Source organism: Dehalogenimonas alkenigignens (assembly GCF_001466665.1).
Classification (GTDB): domain Bacteria; phylum Chloroflexota; class Dehalococcoidia; order Dehalococcoidales; family Dehalococcoidaceae; genus Dehalogenimonas; species Dehalogenimonas alkenigignens.
Window position 1 is genome coordinate 1333345 of sequence record NZ_KQ758903.1, and the last position, 15633, is coordinate 1348977.

The window sequence follows — 15633 nt, forward strand, 5'->3', positions numbered from 1 at the left end:
GTATCCTCGCTTCGTCGGGATATTCATTACTGGTCCTTAATCAATTGAACTGGTTGTATTGAATTTGGTTATCGGTGTATTATGACTCGGAAAATGGCAGGGCTACTGACAGTTGAGCAATAAAGAACATTTCGAAATGAAAAAGAATAAAGCCGGAACGATACGACGATTAAAATACTCATGGCTTACGGTTGCAACTCTGGGGATAATCGGTATTTCGGGATTATTCACGACGGCATTAGGGGCGCAGACGGCATCAGATTTTCAAGTCTTTGGCGTTAACCTGCAAGGTACGTCACCATGGATGAATGCCACTGGCCGAACCACGACTGACGGCCTGCTGACCACACTTGATGGGGTACTATCCATTAGCATCCCTTCCGGTACCATTATTAGAAACGCAGCAGGTCAGCCACAACCGTTCATCTCCGCTTTGGTGGAAACATCACCCCCCTCTATTGAACCACACCAGAGGATGGTTTACGCTTATTCTTTGGGGACTCCTGGAGCGACTTTCAGCCCGACTGTGGGAATGACCTTCTTTTATAATGAAACCGGCATTCCCAAGGAAATTCTCGAGTCTAATCTATTCATCGGCCAATGGGACGGTGTCCGCTGGAATCCTTTGCCAAGTCTGGTCGATACTATAGCCAACAGTGTATCTGCATCAATCACGAATTTCTCAACGTATGCGTTGTTGGGGTTCGTTCAAGTTCCCCCGGTTTTAGCCATAACCAGCCCAGTAAACGGAGCCGTGTTCGACACTGGAACGGTGACATTATCCATAGATGTTGATAATTTAACATTGTTGACTGGCACCCGCCCTAATATTGCCGGCGAAGGCCGGGTGATCTACTATCTTGACGTAGAAATTCCGGTCGAACAAGGCAAAACGGCGATTACGGCTCCGGGGACCTTTACCGACGCGGCGGTAACTTCAAAAACATGGACAAACCTGGCTCCGGGCACTCATTCTCTTGGGATTCAACTGGTACAAAATGATCGAACGCCTTTCAACCCGCCAGTCACCGCAGTATTGAACGTGATTGTTAAATCACCAGGAGCGACAGCAACCTCAACCATTCCCGCCGACAATAACGGCGACTTGAACGACAATACAATTCCCGGTTTGATGATTGGCGGAGCCCTGGTAGTCATTCTTATACTAATCCTCGTGGCGCGAAACACTTGATATTCCATTCACCTCCAATTAGTGAGATTAATTCTGATGCCTGAACGGATTATTTCTACCAAATCCGGGGCCGATGAGCCAAAGCTTGATATCAGCCTCAGGCCCAGGCGGCTGGAGGAGTTCATCGGCCAGGGAAAGATAAAAGACAACCTGGCAGTAACTATTGCCGCTGCCTGCGCCCGAAAAGAATCATTAGACCATGTGCTCCTGTATGGGCCGCCGGGTTTGGGTAAGACAACACTGGCTTATATTATTGCCCATGCGATGGAAGTCAATATCCGCATTACCTCGGGTCCGGCGATCGAGCGCCCGGGTGATCTGGCAGCGATACTCACCGCGCTTCAGCCTCACGATGTCTTGTTCATCGACGAAATTCACCGGCTTGGCCGTACCGTAGAAGAGATACTATACCCCGCCATGGAGGACTTCGCGCTTGATATCGTCATTGGTAAAGGTCCAGGAGCTAAAAGTCTGCGTTTGAAACTGCCGCCCTTTACTCTCATAGGGGCGACAACGCGCTACGCCATGTTATCCTCACCGCTGCGCGACCGTTTCGGCGCCGTATATCGCCTTAACTTCTACACCGATGGCGACATCGAGGCTGTATTAAAGCGGTCGGCGTCTATCCTCGGCGTAGAGGCATCAAGTGACGGGCTGAAAGAGATCGCCTGCCGGGCCCGCGGCACACCGCGAGTCGCCAACCGCTTATTAAAAAGGGTTCGTGACTACGCCCAGGTACGTGGCCGGGGCATTATTGACCGCGATATTGCGGTAACGGCTCTTGGACGGCTCGAAGTCGACGCTGCTGGCCTCGACAATATTGATCATCAACTGCTAGAAGCGATTATTGAAAAATTTTCCGGCGGACCGGTTGGGCTCGAGACACTGGCAGCAGCTATCTCTGAAGACGCAGACACTATCATGGATATATATGAACCTTACTTGATGCAACTCGGCTTTCTGGAACGCACACCCCGTGGCCGAGTCGCCACACCCCGCGCATACGACCATCTCAACCTGAAATACCCCAAATCGCGTCCGACTTTGGAACCCGAACCACCACCGCAAGGTTCGTTGTTATGAGTTGAGCGAACTTGCCAAGTCTTCTCGTCCATTGCTGTTGCGTCCATTGTTCCGCCTACAGCCTTAAATACTGGCGTCAGCAAGGCTTTCAAGTTACCGCCTTCTGGTATAATCCAAATATTCACCCCTTCGCAGAGCATCAACTAAGGCTGGAAGCCATAAAGACTTTCCTCAACAATACTGGCATTCCCCTTGTGATGTCGCCATGTTACGATATTGACCGCTACTTTAAGTCAACCCGCGGAAGTGAAAGCAGATGCGAAAGCTGCTACCAGATGCGTTTGGAAGCCGCCGCGACTTGTGCTCAGGACAATGGCTACGATGGTTTTACCAGCAGCCTGCTTATCAGTCCTCAGCAGCAGCACGATCGGTTAACTCGTATTGGCATCGAAGTTGCTGACCGACACAAGGTCAGATTCTATTACGCCGACCTCCGCAAGCGGTATTCTGACAGCCGCGCCCTGACCAAGTCTCAGACACTTTACCGGCAAGAATACTGCGGCTGCCTTCACAGTAGACATCAGCAGGACGGTGGACAAACCGCTAATTAATTTCCATTTACAGGTTTTGCCGCCTGTAATAGAATGTGATCATGCTTTACAAAGTGCGGCCGATGAGTCGCGATGATGTCGCTCAAGTAACGGCAATCGACCGGGAAGCATTCCCGACAATGTGGCCTCCGATGAACTACCACCGCGAACTTGAGAACCAGATGGCTTTTTATATGGTTGCAGTATATTCACCGCCACAAGAAAATGGGGGGGTGGTGTTTCCCCAGGATCCAAAACCAAGCAACTGGCTTAAGAATAAGCTTTCTAGGCACAATGTTACCGGTGCCGTCGAAACGATTGCCGGATTCGCTGGTTTCTGGATGATGGCCGGCGAGGCGCATATCATCAGTCTGGCAGTTAAAAAGGAACACCGTCGGAGAGGCCTTGGGAACCTACTACTGATTAATGTCGTTATTGAAGCGATTCAAAGAGATGCGGAGATTGTCACTTTAGAAGTCAGGACATCGAACTTTGAAGCCCAAAACCTCTATTTTAAACATGGTTTCATCAGTAAGGGCGTACGTCGAGCTTATTATACCGATAATCGTGAGGATGCTTTGATAATGACTCTTGATAATGTTAATTCTCAAGATTGTTGTCAGCGATTTGATTCAGCCAGGAAGGCGCTGGAGACAGCTCTCTAAAGCGGCTTAGCCAAGGTCTCAGCCGCTAATCGCCCTCCGGTCGACCAGTTGTATTTAGGAACATCACGAAAGATAATCGTAACTTTCTCCGGCGCAGTACCGATCTTCTCAAATTCACGAGTGATACCTTCAGAAAGCTGCTTTTTCTGGGCTATTGTGCGCCCTTCGTGCATCTCGATGGTGACTACTGGCATTCTATACCTCTCGGATGAATTTCTTTAACACCAGCGGGCATGTCTGCCAATCGCCATGAACATCAGGAGCGGCTATGACAAGGCCCCAGAGAGCATCGTCACTGTTCCTGGCCAGGTGCCACCAGTGTGTGAAACGCGGCGGGATACCGCGGGTACGAAAAACAGCCTCCTCGACACCGATGGTCTGTACCATTAACCCGGGCCACTGGGAAAAGCCGCCCTCAGGACGAGTGAACTTAATGAAAACCACCTTCCCGATCCAGTCAATTTCCAGAGTCACATCGGCTGGATGATCAGAACCGGGTAAGTGTATCCGCCCGTTGAAGATTTCCAAGTGAACTGCTACCGGCCGCCCCGGGAACGTCGCTTCATTTCCTGTTCCTGTTCAAACCGCGCAGCTTCTTCATCTGACATTGCTTCACAGCTAACGAGGCGGTTGTTGTCCATATTTATCTTAAGAACCGCACGGCATTTCCAGCATTTATAAGGTCCAATATAATAAGCGTCAGTAATCGAGAATCCGCCGGAAGTATTGCATTTGGGACACACTATATTTACCAGCATAACTACTCCTCATAGACCAGACTATACTAGACTGGAATAATGTTAGCAGTTTGAACGCTCGTAAACAAATTAGTCAGCACGTTTGATTACGAGACAAATGTTGCGAGAGAAATGTTTAACCGGCAGCCCATAACGGGCTTCCGGTCCTGATTTGATAATGATGAACCCGGCCGATTTCACTAGCTTCTCTATCTCACCGTAGGTGAACAGGTGGTAGAAGCGTTGGGCTATTTCAAAGCCAGACCTCCATGGAATATAAGTGTCTCGCCGCCGTAGCCAAAAACGTGGCTGACAAGCGTTCCAGACCGTGATAAAGGCCTCAGCTTCAGGCTTCATGACCCGGCGTATCTCCCTGAGCGCCCTCAGCTGCTCCTCTCTCCCTTCGATGTGATGCAGACTGGCCACAGCGATAGCGTTATCGAAGTAAGCTTCGGGATAGGGCAAAGCCCGCATATCAGCCTGTTTTAACTCTGCTTTGAAGCTATATTTTTTTGCGTATTTTGCGGCAAACTTCAGCATTTCAGATGATTCGTCGATACCAAATAACTCGAACAGATCTCTGAAGGGCAGGAAATCAGCACCGTGGCCGCAGCCAATGTTGATAAGCCGGCCACCCTGCCAGCGACAGGCCAGCTCATCGAGTTCGGTTTTAAAAATTGTATGATGACGGGAACCGTACCAGCCGGCGGCTATTTTATCGAAGGTAGGGGAATAAATGTTATTTGACATAACTCTCTTCAAAGGTTGACCGGCTTAAGGTATAATGGAGTATAAATGAAAAAGCTGACTCGAACAATTTCCGGAGTGACACCAGTGGCCGTCATGAGCAGGCCAGCGCCGTGCCCCGGTCGATGCATCTATTGTCCAGATTTTGAAAATACTCCCCGCAGCTATACACCACATTCTCCGGCGGTGATACGGGCGGCCGCCAGCGGTTATGACGCGGTGGCTCAAACCGCGACCCGGTTAAGAATACTCGCGGACATGGGGCACCCCACTGATAAAATCGAGCTTATTATCATGGGCGGCACTTTCCTATCGACTCCGCTGGATTATCAGGACTCATTCATCAAAGGCTGTTTCGACGCGCTCAACAACACAAAGAGTGAAACGCTGGAAGAAGCACAGCATTGTAATGAGACTGCTTTCCATCGCGCCGTGGGTCTTTGCATCGAAACTCGGCCGGATGTCTGCGACGTCGGCGAAATCGCCCGCATGATCGGCTGGGGCGTGACCAGAGTAGAACTGGGCGTTCAGACGCTCGACGAAGAAGTCTTCCGCATCGTCAATCGCGGTCACTCCACTGTCGATGTCGTTAAAGCCACCGCCCGGTTGCGGCAGGCCGGGCTTAAGGTTCACTATCATTGGATGCCAGGACTACCAGGGTCAAAGCCTGAAAACGACCTCGCATTGACCAGGGAGTTATTCGAAAATCCAGATTTTCGGCCGGACGGGTTGAAGATCTATCCGACGATGGTGGTCGAAAACACCGAACTGCAGCGTTGGCACGCAGAAGGGCGTTATGAGCCGTACCCCGATGAGGTGATGACCGGACTCATCGCCGAGATGAAAAAATTGGTGCCGCCGTATGTCCGCATCTCCCGCGTACTGCGGGACATCCCAGCCGAATACATCACAGGGGGCTTGAAAAATTCCATGCGGGACACAGTTCAGCAAAGGCTTGAAGAGCAAGGAACGTCGTGTCGCTGCATTCGATGCCGTGAATTAGGCCATCGTCAGCGACTGGTGGTGAAGGCTGGGCTGCCGTCACTGCGACGACTGGACTATGAGGCATCTGGCGGCCAAGAGGTTTTCCTGTCGTTTGAAGATGACAGCGACACGCTTTACGGATTGTTAAGATTACGGGTACAGCAGGGCGCACCTGCCATGCTTGCCGGAGGTGACGGTGTGTTTCCTTTAATCCGGGAATTGCATGTTTACGGGCCTGAATTGTCCTTAGGCAAACGTGACACTGCCTCAGCCCAGCATCGGGGCTACGGCAGGGAATTGGTACGCGAGGCTGAGAAGATTGCCCGAGACGAATTTGGCGCCAGCAGTCTGGCGGTCTTGTCCGGCGTTGGGGCGAGAAGGTATTACCATGACTTGGGATATATACTTGACTCCAGCTACATGGTGAAGCGCTTTAACCCCTACTAACCTGTAGTTCAATTGACAAAATAGGGGATTTGGGCTACGATCGTATCGTACTTAAGATATAGTACTGGCACATGACAACCGTTGACGCGCAGAAATTAGCTTTGTGTGACCTAATTTCGATTGACAAAGGTACTAATTCTGGGATACGATTAAACACCCCGGACTTGTGACTAAGGATGCAAAGGCATAACACTCATGAACGAATCGCCGGCCGTTGCTGAATACGAACTAGTCCCGGGGCACATCAGCGAATTTGCCTCAGGGATCAAAGCGCTGCATGGTGTAGATGTTAACCTCTGCTATCAATGTCGCAAGTGTACCTCGGGCTGTCCACTCACCGAGTTCATGGACATGACGCCGACACAGGTCATCCACGCAGTCCGCCTCGGACTCAAAGATATGGTACTGAATACCAACACCTACTGGCTTTGCGTCGCCTGCGGCACCTGCACCGCTCGCTGCCCCCAGGAAACAGGTTTACTTAAGGTCATGGACGCCCTGGCCAATATCGCCATCAAGGAAGGTATTGCTCCAAAAGAACGGGCCATCGCCGAGTTCTATAAGACAGGCCTTTCGATCATCGAGAATTTCGGCATGATGTATGAGGCAGGGGTCGCCGGGCTCCTCAGCCTCAAGACCGGCAACATCGGTCGTGATGCCAGAGTGGGTCTCCGAATGATGAAAAAGGGCAAATTGGACGTCATGCCCCATTTCCAGAACTCCCGGGAGATGAAAAAGCTCTTCAAGAAGGTAGCCAAGAAAGAACAGGAGTTGGCTCGGTCTTGAAATACGCCTATTACAACAGTTGCTCACTTAGGGCCACCGGCAAAGAATACTCTCATTCGCTGCGCCGGGTTTTCGATCTTCTCGGTCTTGAGCTCCAGGAACCTAAGAACTGGGTCTGCTGCGGCTCGACCCTAGCCCACAACGCCTCGGTACTGTTGGCAGATACACTACCCCTTAAAAACCTGGCCGAGATACAGAATATGGGCTTGAATGAAGTAATTGTGCCTTGTACTGCCTGTTACAATCGTTTCAAGGTTGCCCAAGCCGAAGATAAAAGCGACCTGCGCCTGAAGCATGAGATCGAAAACATCATCGGCCATAAATTCGAGCAACCAGTTGCGGTGACGCACCCGCTGGAAATGCTATCCAACGACGAAAATCTGGCGAAACTGAAAAGCTTGGTGAAACGCGACCTATCGCACCTGAAGGTTGTTTCCTACTACGGCTGCCTGCTGGTGCGCCCCCACAAGGAAACCGGCTTCCGCGACAACCCGGAGTACCCGGTGACCATGGACAATATCCTCGGAGCCGTCGGTATCAAGACGCTAGATTGGTCGCATAAGGTGGAATGCTGCGGCGGATCGCTGTCCATCACTCGGCCCGACGCGGTGTTGAAGCTGACTTCCAGAATTCTCGACGACGCCAGGGCTGTCGGCGCCGCGGCAATCTCAGTGCCCTGTACCTTCTGTCAATTAAACCTGGACCTGCGCCAGGATGACCTGAAAGCTTTAGGTAAAACCTACGATTTACCAATATTCTATTTTACCGAACTCATCGCTTTAGCCCTCGGCGTACCGGAGAAGGAACTCATGCTGGATAAGCATTTCGTTGAAGGCGAAAAACTGCTGGTGAAGGCTTAACGGTGGAAAAGACCAAGATCGGGGCAGCCCTGGTCGTCGGCGGCGGCGTTGGCGGCATGCAGACGGCCCTCGATTTGGCCGAGGCCGGCATTAAGGTCTACCTGTTGGACGAGGCGCCGGCCATCGGCGGCAAGATGGTGCAGCTGGACAAGACCTTCCCCACTAACGACTGCGCTATGTGTACCGTGTCGCCCCGGTTAGTATCCATAGACCGCCATCTCAATATCGAACTACTGACCAACTCCAAAGTTCTTGGGTACGAAGGTGAAGCCGGTAATTTCCGGATCAATGTTCTGAAGAAAGCCCGATGCGTCGATATATCGAAGTGCACCGGCTGCAACGTCTGCATCGAGAAATGTCCGACCAAGACGGCCAGTGAGTTCGACCGCGGACTGGCCAAACGTAAAGCTATCTACACCCCTTATGCCCAGGCGGTTCCCAATGTCCCGATCATCGACAAGGACAACTGCATCTATTTCAAAAAGGGCAAGGGCTGCAAGGCCTGCGAGAAGTTCTGCGAGGCCGGCGCCATCATGCTGGAACAGCAGGACGAGGTGGTCGAAATCAATGTCGGCGCTGTCGTCCTGGCCCCGGGCTACGACCTGTACGATGCCACAGAAAAGCCACAACTTGGTTTTGGCCGCTACCCGGATGTCCTGACCAGCCTCCAGTTCGAGCGCATGCTTTCAGCCTCGGGGCCGTTCGCCGGTAAGGTGATGCGGCCGTCCAGTGGAGCGTTACCCAAGAAAGTGGCCTTCATCCAGTGTGTCGGTTCACGAGAGACCTCGGCCGATTTCTGCTCCGCTGTCTGCTGCATGTACGCCACCAAAGAAGCCCTCATCCTCAAGGAACACCACCCGGAGATCGACGTTGCCGTCTTCTATATTGATATCCGCGCCTATGGTAAAGGTTTCGAGGTCTATTACGAAAGAGCCAAGAAAGCCGGGGTGCGCTACATCCGCTGCCAGCCGTCGTCCCTGAAGCAAGTACCATCAAGCAAAGATATTGTCGTCCGCTACCAGGACGAGCAGGGCCGCCTGCTGGAAGAATATTTCGAGATGGTGATGCTGTCATGCGGTCTAAGGCCATCAAAGGCCGGTCAGTCAGTGTCCGATACCTTTGGCGTCAGGCTGAATAGCGACGGCTTTTGCTTTACCGAAGGCCTCGATCCGGTGGCCACCAACATCGATGGCATTTACGCCGTGGGCGCGTTCACCGGGCCTAAGGACATACCGGAGACGGTCATCCAAGCCGGCGCCGCGGCGTCCCGGGTGCTGGCGTTGCTTTCGGAGAAACGCGGAGAATTACTCCAGGAGCGGACCTATCCCGATGAAAGGCCTGTCGACGGCGCCGAGCCGCGCACCGGCGTTTTTGTGTGCCACTGCGGCAAGAACATCGCCTCGGTGGTCAGCATTCCCGAAGTAGTCGAGTACGCCAGGACGCTGCCTCACGTCGGCTATGTCAATGACACCCTCTTTGCCTGTGCCACCGACGCCGGGGAAAAGATAAAAGAAGCCATCATCGAGCACGGTTTGAACCGGGTGGTCATCGCCGCCTGCACGCCGCGGACCCATGAAGGCCTTTTCCAGGACACCCTTCGCGAGGCCGGACTTAACCCGTACCTCCTGGAGATCGCCAACATCCGCAACCAGTGCTCCTGGGTGCACATGCACCAGCCGGCAGAGGCTACCGCCAAAGCCAAGGACATCATACGCCTCGCCGCGGTCAAGGTATCTCACCTCCGGCCGCTGCACCCCGGCCACGTCTCCGTCAGCCACGACGGACTGGTCATCGGCGGCGGGCTCGCTGGCATGACGGCTGCGCTGGGGCTAGCCGACGCCGGCTACAAGACCTACCTGCTGGAAAAGGGACGGGAACTCGGCGGCAACCTGCGGCGGGTGAAGTTCGGCGGACCGGGCGAAGAACCTCAAGCAAAGCTTAAAGAGCTAGTCGAGAGGATTAGAATCCATCCCAACATCGAGCTTCACCTCGAATCGAAGGTCACCGCCTTCGACGGTACCGCCGGCAATTTTATCGTCGATTTCAAGACTGACGGCGAGATACGGCAGGTCAAGGCCGGCGCCGTCATCGTCGCTACCGGCGCCGTAGAATACATGCCGACGGAATACCTCTACGGACAGAGCCCCAGAGTCATCACCCAACTTGACCTCGAAGAACGAGTCTCGCTCGAGAGGATCGACGCCCGCACCGTAGTCATGATCCAGTGCGTCGGTTCAAGAGACGAAAAGCACCCTTACTGCAGCCGCCTGTGCTGCGTCCAAGCCATTAAAAACGCAATCAAACTTAAAGCCCGGCAGCCGAAGACCGAGGTTTTTATTCTGTATCGCGATATCCGCGCTTACAGCCTCCACGAAGCAGAATACACCCGCGCCCGTAAACTTGGGGTGCGCTTTATCCGCTACGAACAGAACCAGCCGCCGGTGGCCAGCCAGAACGGCACCGACCTGGTGGTTTCGGTTGTCGACCCGATCCTGAATGCCCGCTTGAAAATCCCCACCGACCTCCTAGTACTTTCGACCGGCGTCGTGCCGGACGAAGATCAGGAACTGGCCCGGATGTTGAAACTGCCCCAGTCAGAAGACGGGTTCCTGATGGAGGCTCATATCAAACTGCGGCCGGTGGATTCTCCGGTGGAAGGCGTATTCCTAGCTGGTCTGGCCCATAGCCCGAAACTGGCTGATGAATCCATCGCCCAGGCCGGCGCCGCCGCCGCTAAGGCCGCCGCCATCCTGTCTAAGGAAGAGATCAGGCTCGAAGCCTGCGTCTCTGAGGTAAAAGACGAGAACTGCGACGGCTGCGCCTATTGCGTCGACCCATGCCCCTTCAAAGCCATTAACCTGGTGGAGTACATGTCCGGTGACGCCGTCAAGAAAACCGCCGAGACCGATCCGGCCAAGTGCCAGGGCTGTGGAGTGTGCATGGCCACTTGCCCCAAGAAAGGTATTATGGTCAAGAATTTCAACCTGGACGAGCTATCCGAAATGGTGGCGGCGCTGGTGTCTCCTGTCTAATGAATATTAGGATTAAATACGATGATGATGACCGAGAGTATCGAGAACACCACTGAGACCAGCTATCAGCCGCTCATCATTTGCTTCGCCTGCAACTGGTGCTCCTACGCCGCAGCCGACCTGGCCGGGGTATCTCGCATTCAGTACCCGCCCAACGTGCGCATCATCCGGGTGATGTGCTCCGGCATGGTCCACCCCAACCTGGTCATCGATGCCCTGACCAAAGGCGCCGATGGCGTGTTAATGTGCGGATGCCACCCCGGGGACTGCCATTACCGCGAAGGCAACCTTCGGGCGGAGTCCCGGGCTGAAGCCATCAAACTGATGCTTCAGGACTTTGGGCTGGAAGAAGAGCGTTACCGGCTGGAGTGGGTCTCAGCCTCGGAGGGCGCACGGTTTGCCAAAGTGGTGACCGATATGGTCAACGAACTCAAGACCCTGGGCCCGAGCCCGTACAAGATGTAAGGAGAACAATGGAACTCGCCCGCCTCTTCGATGGCAAAAAATTTATGTGGGATGGGAAGAAGTACGATACTGAAGCCGAAAGTCTGGAGCAGGAGCAGCACTACCGCTCGCTCGGCTTTGAGGTGCGATTGGCGGTGGAGGATGACGGCCATTACCTATTTACCCGCCGCGTCGTCGCCAACACCTCGGGATAATCACTCCGCCGGCACCTGTTTACCGGCTATAGCAGCAACCCGAAATAAAAGGAGGAAATGGCATGGTACGTGTAGCGGAAGAATGGTTCGCCGTCTGCGGCGGCTGCGAGGTGTCCATCCTGGACATCGGCGAGCCGCTTCTTGACCTCTTGCCCAGTCTTGAATTTGTCCATATGCCGGTGCTGATGGATCACAAACTCTTCGGCCAGACCGGTGAAAAGAAACACATGGAAATCCCCGAGGCTGATGTCGGCATCGTCACCGGCAGCATCCGCAACCAGGAGAATAAGGAACTGGCTGAAGAGATGCGCCGCAAGTGCAAAATAATCATCTCCCTGGGCTCCTGCGCCAACTTCGGCGGTATCCCGGCGCTGGGCAATATGTACAACAATGCTGAAATCTTCGATATGGCCTACCGCAAGACGGCCAGCACCGAAGCCGGCGACAACCCGTCCCAGGGCCTGCCGGCCCTGACCGACCGCGTATATTCGGTCAACGAGGTTATCAAGGTGGATGTCTCCATCCCAGGCTGCCCGCCTACTCCGGAATGGATCGCCGGCGCCCTGACCTCACTCCTCCAGGGGAAGAGTTTCTCCCTGCCTGAAAAAAGCGTCTGCGATGATTGCCCGACTGTTCGCGAGAAAAAAGCCAAAGTGGCCATACGCCGCCCGCTACAGCCCGCTGAATTCACACCCGGCCGCTATGACAACATGCGCTGTATGAATGAGCAAGGCATCCTGTGCCTTGGTCCGGCGACCCGCACCGGTTGCGGCGGTTCAGAGAAGACGCCTCGCTGCATCAAGGCCTATATGCCCTGCCGTGGTTGCTACGGCCCCATCAGGGCTGGCGCCAATCCTATGGTGGACATGATGGGCGCCCTTTCGTCGGTCGGTTTGGACCCCAAACAGATCGAAGACCGCATGGCCACTTTCAACCGCTTCATAGGCGCCGGGCGTTTGCGCCCCATGCCGGCCCGCTAATACAGGGGTAAGGAGAGAGAAAGATGAAAGAAATTGTCATACAACCTGTGTCCCGTATCGAAGGCGGGGCTAAAATTACCATTCAACTTGATGACGCCGGGAATGTCGCTGATTCCCGTGTGAGCGTCCTCGAGCTTCGCGGATTCGAACGTTTCTGCATTGGTCGACCAGTGGAAGAAATGCCGCGCATTACCACCCGTATCTGCGGAGTCTGCCCATGGTCCCACCACCTGGCAGCCGCGAAAGCCTGTGACGCGGTCTTCGGCGTCACCCCACCGCCTGCCGGGCGCAAGTTGCGCGAGTTGTGCAACAGCATAGCCTATATGGAAGAACACATCCTGCACTTCTATTTCCTGGGTGGCGGCGACTTCGTCATGGGCCCCGGGGCAGCTTACGAGGTTCGAAACGTCTTCGGCATCGCCCAGAAACTGCCGGATGTCGCCCGTAACGTTGTCAAGGTGCGTCATATGTGCGCCCATATGCTGGAGATGATCGCCGGAAAGTCCATTCATCCGGTAGCAGCAGTACCGGGCGGCTTTTCCAAACCTCTGACCGAGGCGGAGCGAAAGGAACTTATACCCATGGCCCAGCAGGCGCTGGAGCTAGCTAAGTTCTCTATGGACTACGCCAAGAAAAATATCTTCCCGGCTTACCTCGAGGTAGTTAAAACAGTTGGCGTCATAAAGACCGGCTTTTTGGGTACGGTCAAGGCAGATGGCACCCTGGATCTTTACGACGGCAAGCTCAGAATGATGGACGCCGAGGGTAAGTACGAAGACTTTGAAGCCAAAGATTACCTCGATCACATCACCGAGCATGTTGAGCCGTGGTCGTTCGTAAAGTTCCCCTACAATAAAAAATGGGGCGGCTTCTCCATGGATCCGGACAATCCCTCAGGCATCTACCGCGTCAATACACTTGCCCGGCTTAACGTGGCCGACAGGATCTCCACGCCGCTCGCCCAGGCCGAGTTGGAGGAGTTCCGCGCCGCCTTCGGGCGCCCCGTCCAAGCGACCCTTCTGTTCCATTGGGCACGCCTGATAGAACTCCTTTATAACGCTGAGAAGGCTCTTGAGCTTCTAAATGACCCTGAAATCACGTCTACCAACACCCGGGTTGCCGTAACGCCGCGAGCGGCGCGTGGTGTCGGCTGCACCGAGGCGCCGCGCGGTACCCTCATACACGACTACACCACCGACGAGAAGGGTTTATTAACGGCGGTTAATCTGATCGTGGCCACCTGCCAGAATAACGCTCCGATCAACATGTCGGTCAAGCAGGCAGCCAAACTTCTCATTAAGGATGGAAAATACGATGAGGCCATTCTAAATACGGTGGAAATGACCATCCGCGCTTACGATCCCTGCCTGTCCTGCGCCAGCCACGACCTCAACGGTCAACTGGCGTGCAAGGTGGACATCGTTGGCCCAGATGGTCAACTCATCGAGACGCTGTCCAACCAGTAATGGAATACCTGCCGGATTACTACCGCAAAGATCTATTGGTGTTGGGGGTAGGCAATCCGCTCTTTGGTGACGATGGTTACGGCCCGGCTGTGGCGGAAGAACTCAACCGCCGCGGCCGGGTACCGTCTTTCGCGGCGGTGCTGGATGTCGGCACGGGCGTGCGCGAGATACTATTCGACCTGATCCTTTCCCCGCAGCGACCTAGCGAAGTGGTCATCGTCGACGCCTTGGACTGTGGCCGGCAACCCGGGGAGGTCTTCACGGTCAAGATAGATGAGGTTCCTAAGATCAAGAGTCATGATTTCTCGCTACACCTTGCGCCATCGCTCAACCTTCTCAAGGAACTGCGGGATAACGCAGGAATCAGTGTAACAATCATTGCGGCACAACCGGAACCGATTCCAGAGATTGTCACTGCTGAGATGTCAGAACTGACACAAAAAGCCGTGGACGAAACCGCGAACTATATCGAAACTGTTTTTTTCGGGCATAAATGACTCAACCTGAAGCTCAGGCACAGGAACGCAAACGAACTCAGTGAAGCACAACCGCAGACCGTGGTTGTGAATCCGCCATACCCTGTCAGGCGTTATCGTCCGACCAATTCTGCATTATACGCTTGATGCGCTCGGCCAACTTGGGGCTGGAGCGCAGGCGCTGGATAAAGACCGGGCAAGCCTCGACCATGGAGTTTTGTACCGCCTGAGCCATACTGCCGATTAGGTTCTGCATGTTACTGTCGTCCTGGGCGGTGAAAGTGACACCTTGCTGGGCTTCCATCTGCCGCCGGATGTCATCGGCAGTGAAACGCATCGGCACCGTACAGGACTTGAACCACTGACATTCACGGCACTGGGCTATATTGTTGGCCTCCCGGAGTATATCGTCAGTCATTTCATTCTCTCACGATGTAACACCATTGATAGCGGCGTTTTTGAATGGATTCATCCTCTCCTCCGTATTATACAATATCCCTCAATCGATTTTCCCAATAGCCTGAGCAAGTTCGTTAGCGCTGTGAAAAGCTCCGGTCTTGATCTTAACGATTTGTCCTTTACTGTCGATAAAAACAGTAGTTGGTGTATATCTAATCCCGTATTTTTCAGCCACCGAAGCGTTGACGTCGCGGAGCACGGTAAAGGAATAGGTGTTCGATGCCATGAACGAATTAAGCACGGCCTCTGAATCGCGTATGGCTACGGTAAGGATGGCGGCACCGGTGTCATCCCTTTCATGCACCGCCTGAAAATAGGGCAGTTCTTCTATACACGGCGGGCAACTCAGCTGCCAGAAGTTGATGATCAATGGCTTTCCAATAAAATCAGATAGTGACACCGGTTTGCCGGTCAAGTTTTCCAAAGTGAATGCGGGAGCCTCAGTACTTGAGGAGCAGCCTGGAATGGCCAGCAGAACCACAATGCACAGCAAGCCCGCAAAGCATCGATTCAATACTTGTTGAACCATA

General features: G+C 53.8%; 18 protein-coding genes. 13 read left to right on the plus strand and 5 right to left on the minus strand.

Annotation, left to right across the window (positions count from 1 at the left end):
• Window positions 1-112 precede the first annotated feature (112 nt).
• The 4 genes from DEALK_RS09985 to rimI are packed head-to-tail and all read left to right on the plus strand — an operon-like array spanning window position 113 to window position 3470.
• Window positions 113-1192: a hypothetical protein gene (locus DEALK_RS09985; RefSeq protein WP_133240189.1), complete on the plus strand. Its 1080-nt coding sequence runs from the start codon at window positions 113-115 to the stop codon at window positions 1190-1192.
• A 36-nt stretch (window positions 1193-1228) separates the two neighbouring features.
• Window positions 1229-2275, plus strand: a complete 1047-nt coding sequence (gene ruvB, locus DEALK_RS06965) for a Holliday junction branch migration DNA helicase RuvB (protein WP_058440083.1) — start codon at window positions 1229-1231, stop codon at window positions 2273-2275.
• A gap of 11 nt (window positions 2276-2286) precedes the next feature.
• A complete protein-coding gene (locus DEALK_RS06970; RefSeq protein WP_058439534.1) occupies window positions 2287-2826 on the plus strand; it encodes an epoxyqueuosine reductase QueH in 540 nt (179 codons plus the stop codon).
• Between the two features lie 41 nt (window positions 2827-2867).
• Window positions 2868-3470 (plus strand): ribosomal protein S18-alanine N-acetyltransferase, encoded by a 603-nt coding sequence (gene rimI, locus DEALK_RS06975; RefSeq protein ID WP_058439535.1) that lies wholly within the window; start codon window positions 2868-2870, stop codon window positions 3468-3470.
• Here the strand turns inward: rimI and DEALK_RS06980 are convergent.
• The 3 genes from DEALK_RS06980 to DEALK_RS06995 all read right to left on the minus strand — a co-directional run bounded on the left by DEALK_RS06980 (window position 3467) and on the right by DEALK_RS06995 (window position 4957).
• Complete coding sequence (locus DEALK_RS06980) at window positions 3467-3664, minus strand: tautomerase family protein (RefSeq protein WP_058439536.1); 198 nt, start codon at window positions 3662-3664, stop codon at window positions 3467-3469. The two genes, rimI and DEALK_RS06980, sit on opposite strands and share 4 nt — an antisense overlap.
• A 1-nt stretch (window position 3665) precedes the next feature.
• Entirely contained in the window at window positions 3666-3998 is a 333-nt protein-coding gene (locus DEALK_RS06985; RefSeq protein ID WP_058439537.1) for a hypothetical protein, read from the minus strand.
• A 299-nt stretch (window positions 3999-4297) separates the two neighbouring features.
• Window positions 4298-4957 (minus strand): class I SAM-dependent methyltransferase, encoded by a 660-nt coding sequence (locus DEALK_RS06995; protein ID WP_058439539.1) that lies wholly within the window; start codon window positions 4955-4957, stop codon window positions 4298-4300.
• A 45-nt stretch (window positions 4958-5002) separates the two neighbouring features.
• On the opposite strand from DEALK_RS06995, the gene DEALK_RS07000 reads away from it, so the two are divergent.
• The 9 genes from DEALK_RS07000 (at window position 5003) to DEALK_RS07040 (ending at window position 14665) form a co-directional block, all read left to right on the plus strand.
• Window positions 5003-6385 carry an elongator complex protein 3 gene (locus DEALK_RS07000; protein WP_058439540.1) on the plus strand — a complete coding sequence of 461 codons (1383 nt, stop codon included), beginning with the start codon at window positions 5003-5005 and terminating at the stop codon, window positions 6383-6385.
• Window positions 6386-6580: 195 nt separating this feature from the next.
• The gene (locus DEALK_RS07005) at window positions 6581-7171 is read left to right on the plus strand and encodes a 4Fe-4S dicluster domain-containing protein (protein WP_058439541.1); all 591 of its coding nucleotides are present in this window, start codon (window positions 6581-6583) and stop codon (window positions 7169-7171) included.
• A complete protein-coding gene (locus DEALK_RS07010) occupies window positions 7168-8031 on the plus strand; it encodes a CoB--CoM heterodisulfide reductase iron-sulfur subunit B family protein (RefSeq protein WP_058439542.1) in 864 nt (287 codons plus the stop codon). Before DEALK_RS07005 ends, DEALK_RS07010 begins: the two co-directional genes overlap by 4 nt.
• Before the next feature lie 2 nt (window positions 8032-8033).
• Window positions 8034-11063: an FAD-dependent oxidoreductase gene (locus tag DEALK_RS07015; RefSeq protein ID WP_244881592.1), complete on the plus strand. Its 3030-nt coding sequence runs from the start codon at window positions 8034-8036 to the stop codon at window positions 11061-11063.
• 27 nt (window positions 11064-11090) lie between these two features.
• A complete protein-coding gene (locus DEALK_RS07020; protein WP_058440085.1) occupies window positions 11091-11528 on the plus strand; it encodes a hydrogenase iron-sulfur subunit in 438 nt (145 codons plus the stop codon).
• Window positions 11529-11536: 8 nt separating this feature from the next.
• Window positions 11537-11722 (plus strand): hypothetical protein, encoded by a 186-nt coding sequence (locus DEALK_RS07025; protein ID WP_058439543.1) that lies wholly within the window; start codon window positions 11537-11539, stop codon window positions 11720-11722.
• Between the two features lie 62 nt (window positions 11723-11784).
• On the plus strand, window positions 11785-12702 hold the full coding sequence (locus tag DEALK_RS07030; RefSeq protein ID WP_058439544.1) for an NADH-quinone oxidoreductase subunit B family protein: 918 nt from the start codon (window positions 11785-11787) through the stop codon (window positions 12700-12702).
• A 23-nt stretch (window positions 12703-12725) separates the two neighbouring features.
• The gene (locus tag DEALK_RS07035) at window positions 12726-14168 is read left to right on the plus strand and encodes a Ni/Fe hydrogenase subunit alpha (RefSeq protein WP_058439545.1); all 1443 of its coding nucleotides are present in this window, start codon (window positions 12726-12728) and stop codon (window positions 14166-14168) included.
• Window positions 14168-14665 carry a hydrogenase maturation protease gene (locus DEALK_RS07040; RefSeq protein WP_058439546.1) on the plus strand — a complete coding sequence of 166 codons (498 nt, stop codon included), beginning with the start codon at window positions 14168-14170 and terminating at the stop codon, window positions 14663-14665. Before DEALK_RS07035 ends, DEALK_RS07040 begins: the two co-directional genes overlap by 1 nt.
• A gap of 85 nt (window positions 14666-14750) precedes the next feature.
• On the opposite strand, the gene DEALK_RS07045 is transcribed toward DEALK_RS07040, so the two are convergent.
• On the minus strand, window positions 14751-15062 hold the full coding sequence (locus tag DEALK_RS07045; RefSeq protein ID WP_058439547.1) for a hypothetical protein: 312 nt from the start codon (window positions 15060-15062) through the stop codon (window positions 14751-14753).
• Window positions 15063-15143: 81 nt separating this feature from the next.
• On the minus strand, window positions 15144-15632 hold the full coding sequence (locus DEALK_RS07050; RefSeq protein WP_058439548.1) for a peroxiredoxin family protein: 489 nt from the start codon (window positions 15630-15632) through the stop codon (window positions 15144-15146).
• Window position 15633: the final 1 nt, after the last annotated feature.

What these genes read in the sequence shown, in the direction of transcription:
- DEALK_RS07050 (WP_058439548.1), bottom strand. Translation starts at nt 15,632, where the DNA reads ATGGTTCAACAAGTATTGAATCGATGCTTTGCGGGCTTGCTGTGCATT.
- DEALK_RS06995 (WP_058439539.1), bottom strand. Translation starts at nt 4,957, where the DNA reads ATGTCAAATAACATTTATTCCCCTACCTTCGATAAAATAGCCGCCGGC.
- DEALK_RS07000 (WP_058439540.1), top strand. Translation starts at nt 5,003, where the DNA reads ATGAAAAAGCTGACTCGAACAATTTCCGGAGTGACACCAGTGGCCGTC.
- rimI (WP_058439535.1), top strand. Translation starts at nt 2,868, where the DNA reads ATGCTTTACAAAGTGCGGCCGATGAGTCGCGATGATGTCGCTCAAGTA.
- DEALK_RS06980 (WP_058439536.1), bottom strand. Translation starts at nt 3,664, where the DNA reads ATGCCAGTAGTCACCATCGAGATGCACGAAGGGCGCACAATAGCCCAG.
- DEALK_RS07030 (WP_058439544.1), top strand. Translation starts at nt 11,785, where the DNA reads ATGGTACGTGTAGCGGAAGAATGGTTCGCCGTCTGCGGCGGCTGCGAG.
- DEALK_RS07035 (WP_058439545.1), top strand. Translation starts at nt 12,726, where the DNA reads ATGAAAGAAATTGTCATACAACCTGTGTCCCGTATCGAAGGCGGGGCT.
- DEALK_RS07045 (WP_058439547.1), bottom strand. Translation starts at nt 15,062, where the DNA reads ATGACTGACGATATACTCCGGGAGGCCAACAATATAGCCCAGTGCCGT.
- DEALK_RS07020 (WP_058440085.1), top strand. Translation starts at nt 11,091, where the DNA reads ATGACCGAGAGTATCGAGAACACCACTGAGACCAGCTATCAGCCGCTC.
- DEALK_RS07040 (WP_058439546.1), top strand. Translation starts at nt 14,168, where the DNA reads ATGGAATACCTGCCGGATTACTACCGCAAAGATCTATTGGTGTTGGGG.
- DEALK_RS07025 (WP_058439543.1), top strand. Translation starts at nt 11,537, where the DNA reads ATGGAACTCGCCCGCCTCTTCGATGGCAAAAAATTTATGTGGGATGGG.
- ruvB (WP_058440083.1), top strand. Translation starts at nt 1,229, where the DNA reads ATGCCTGAACGGATTATTTCTACCAAATCCGGGGCCGATGAGCCAAAG.
- DEALK_RS07005 (WP_058439541.1), top strand. Translation starts at nt 6,581, where the DNA reads ATGAACGAATCGCCGGCCGTTGCTGAATACGAACTAGTCCCGGGGCAC.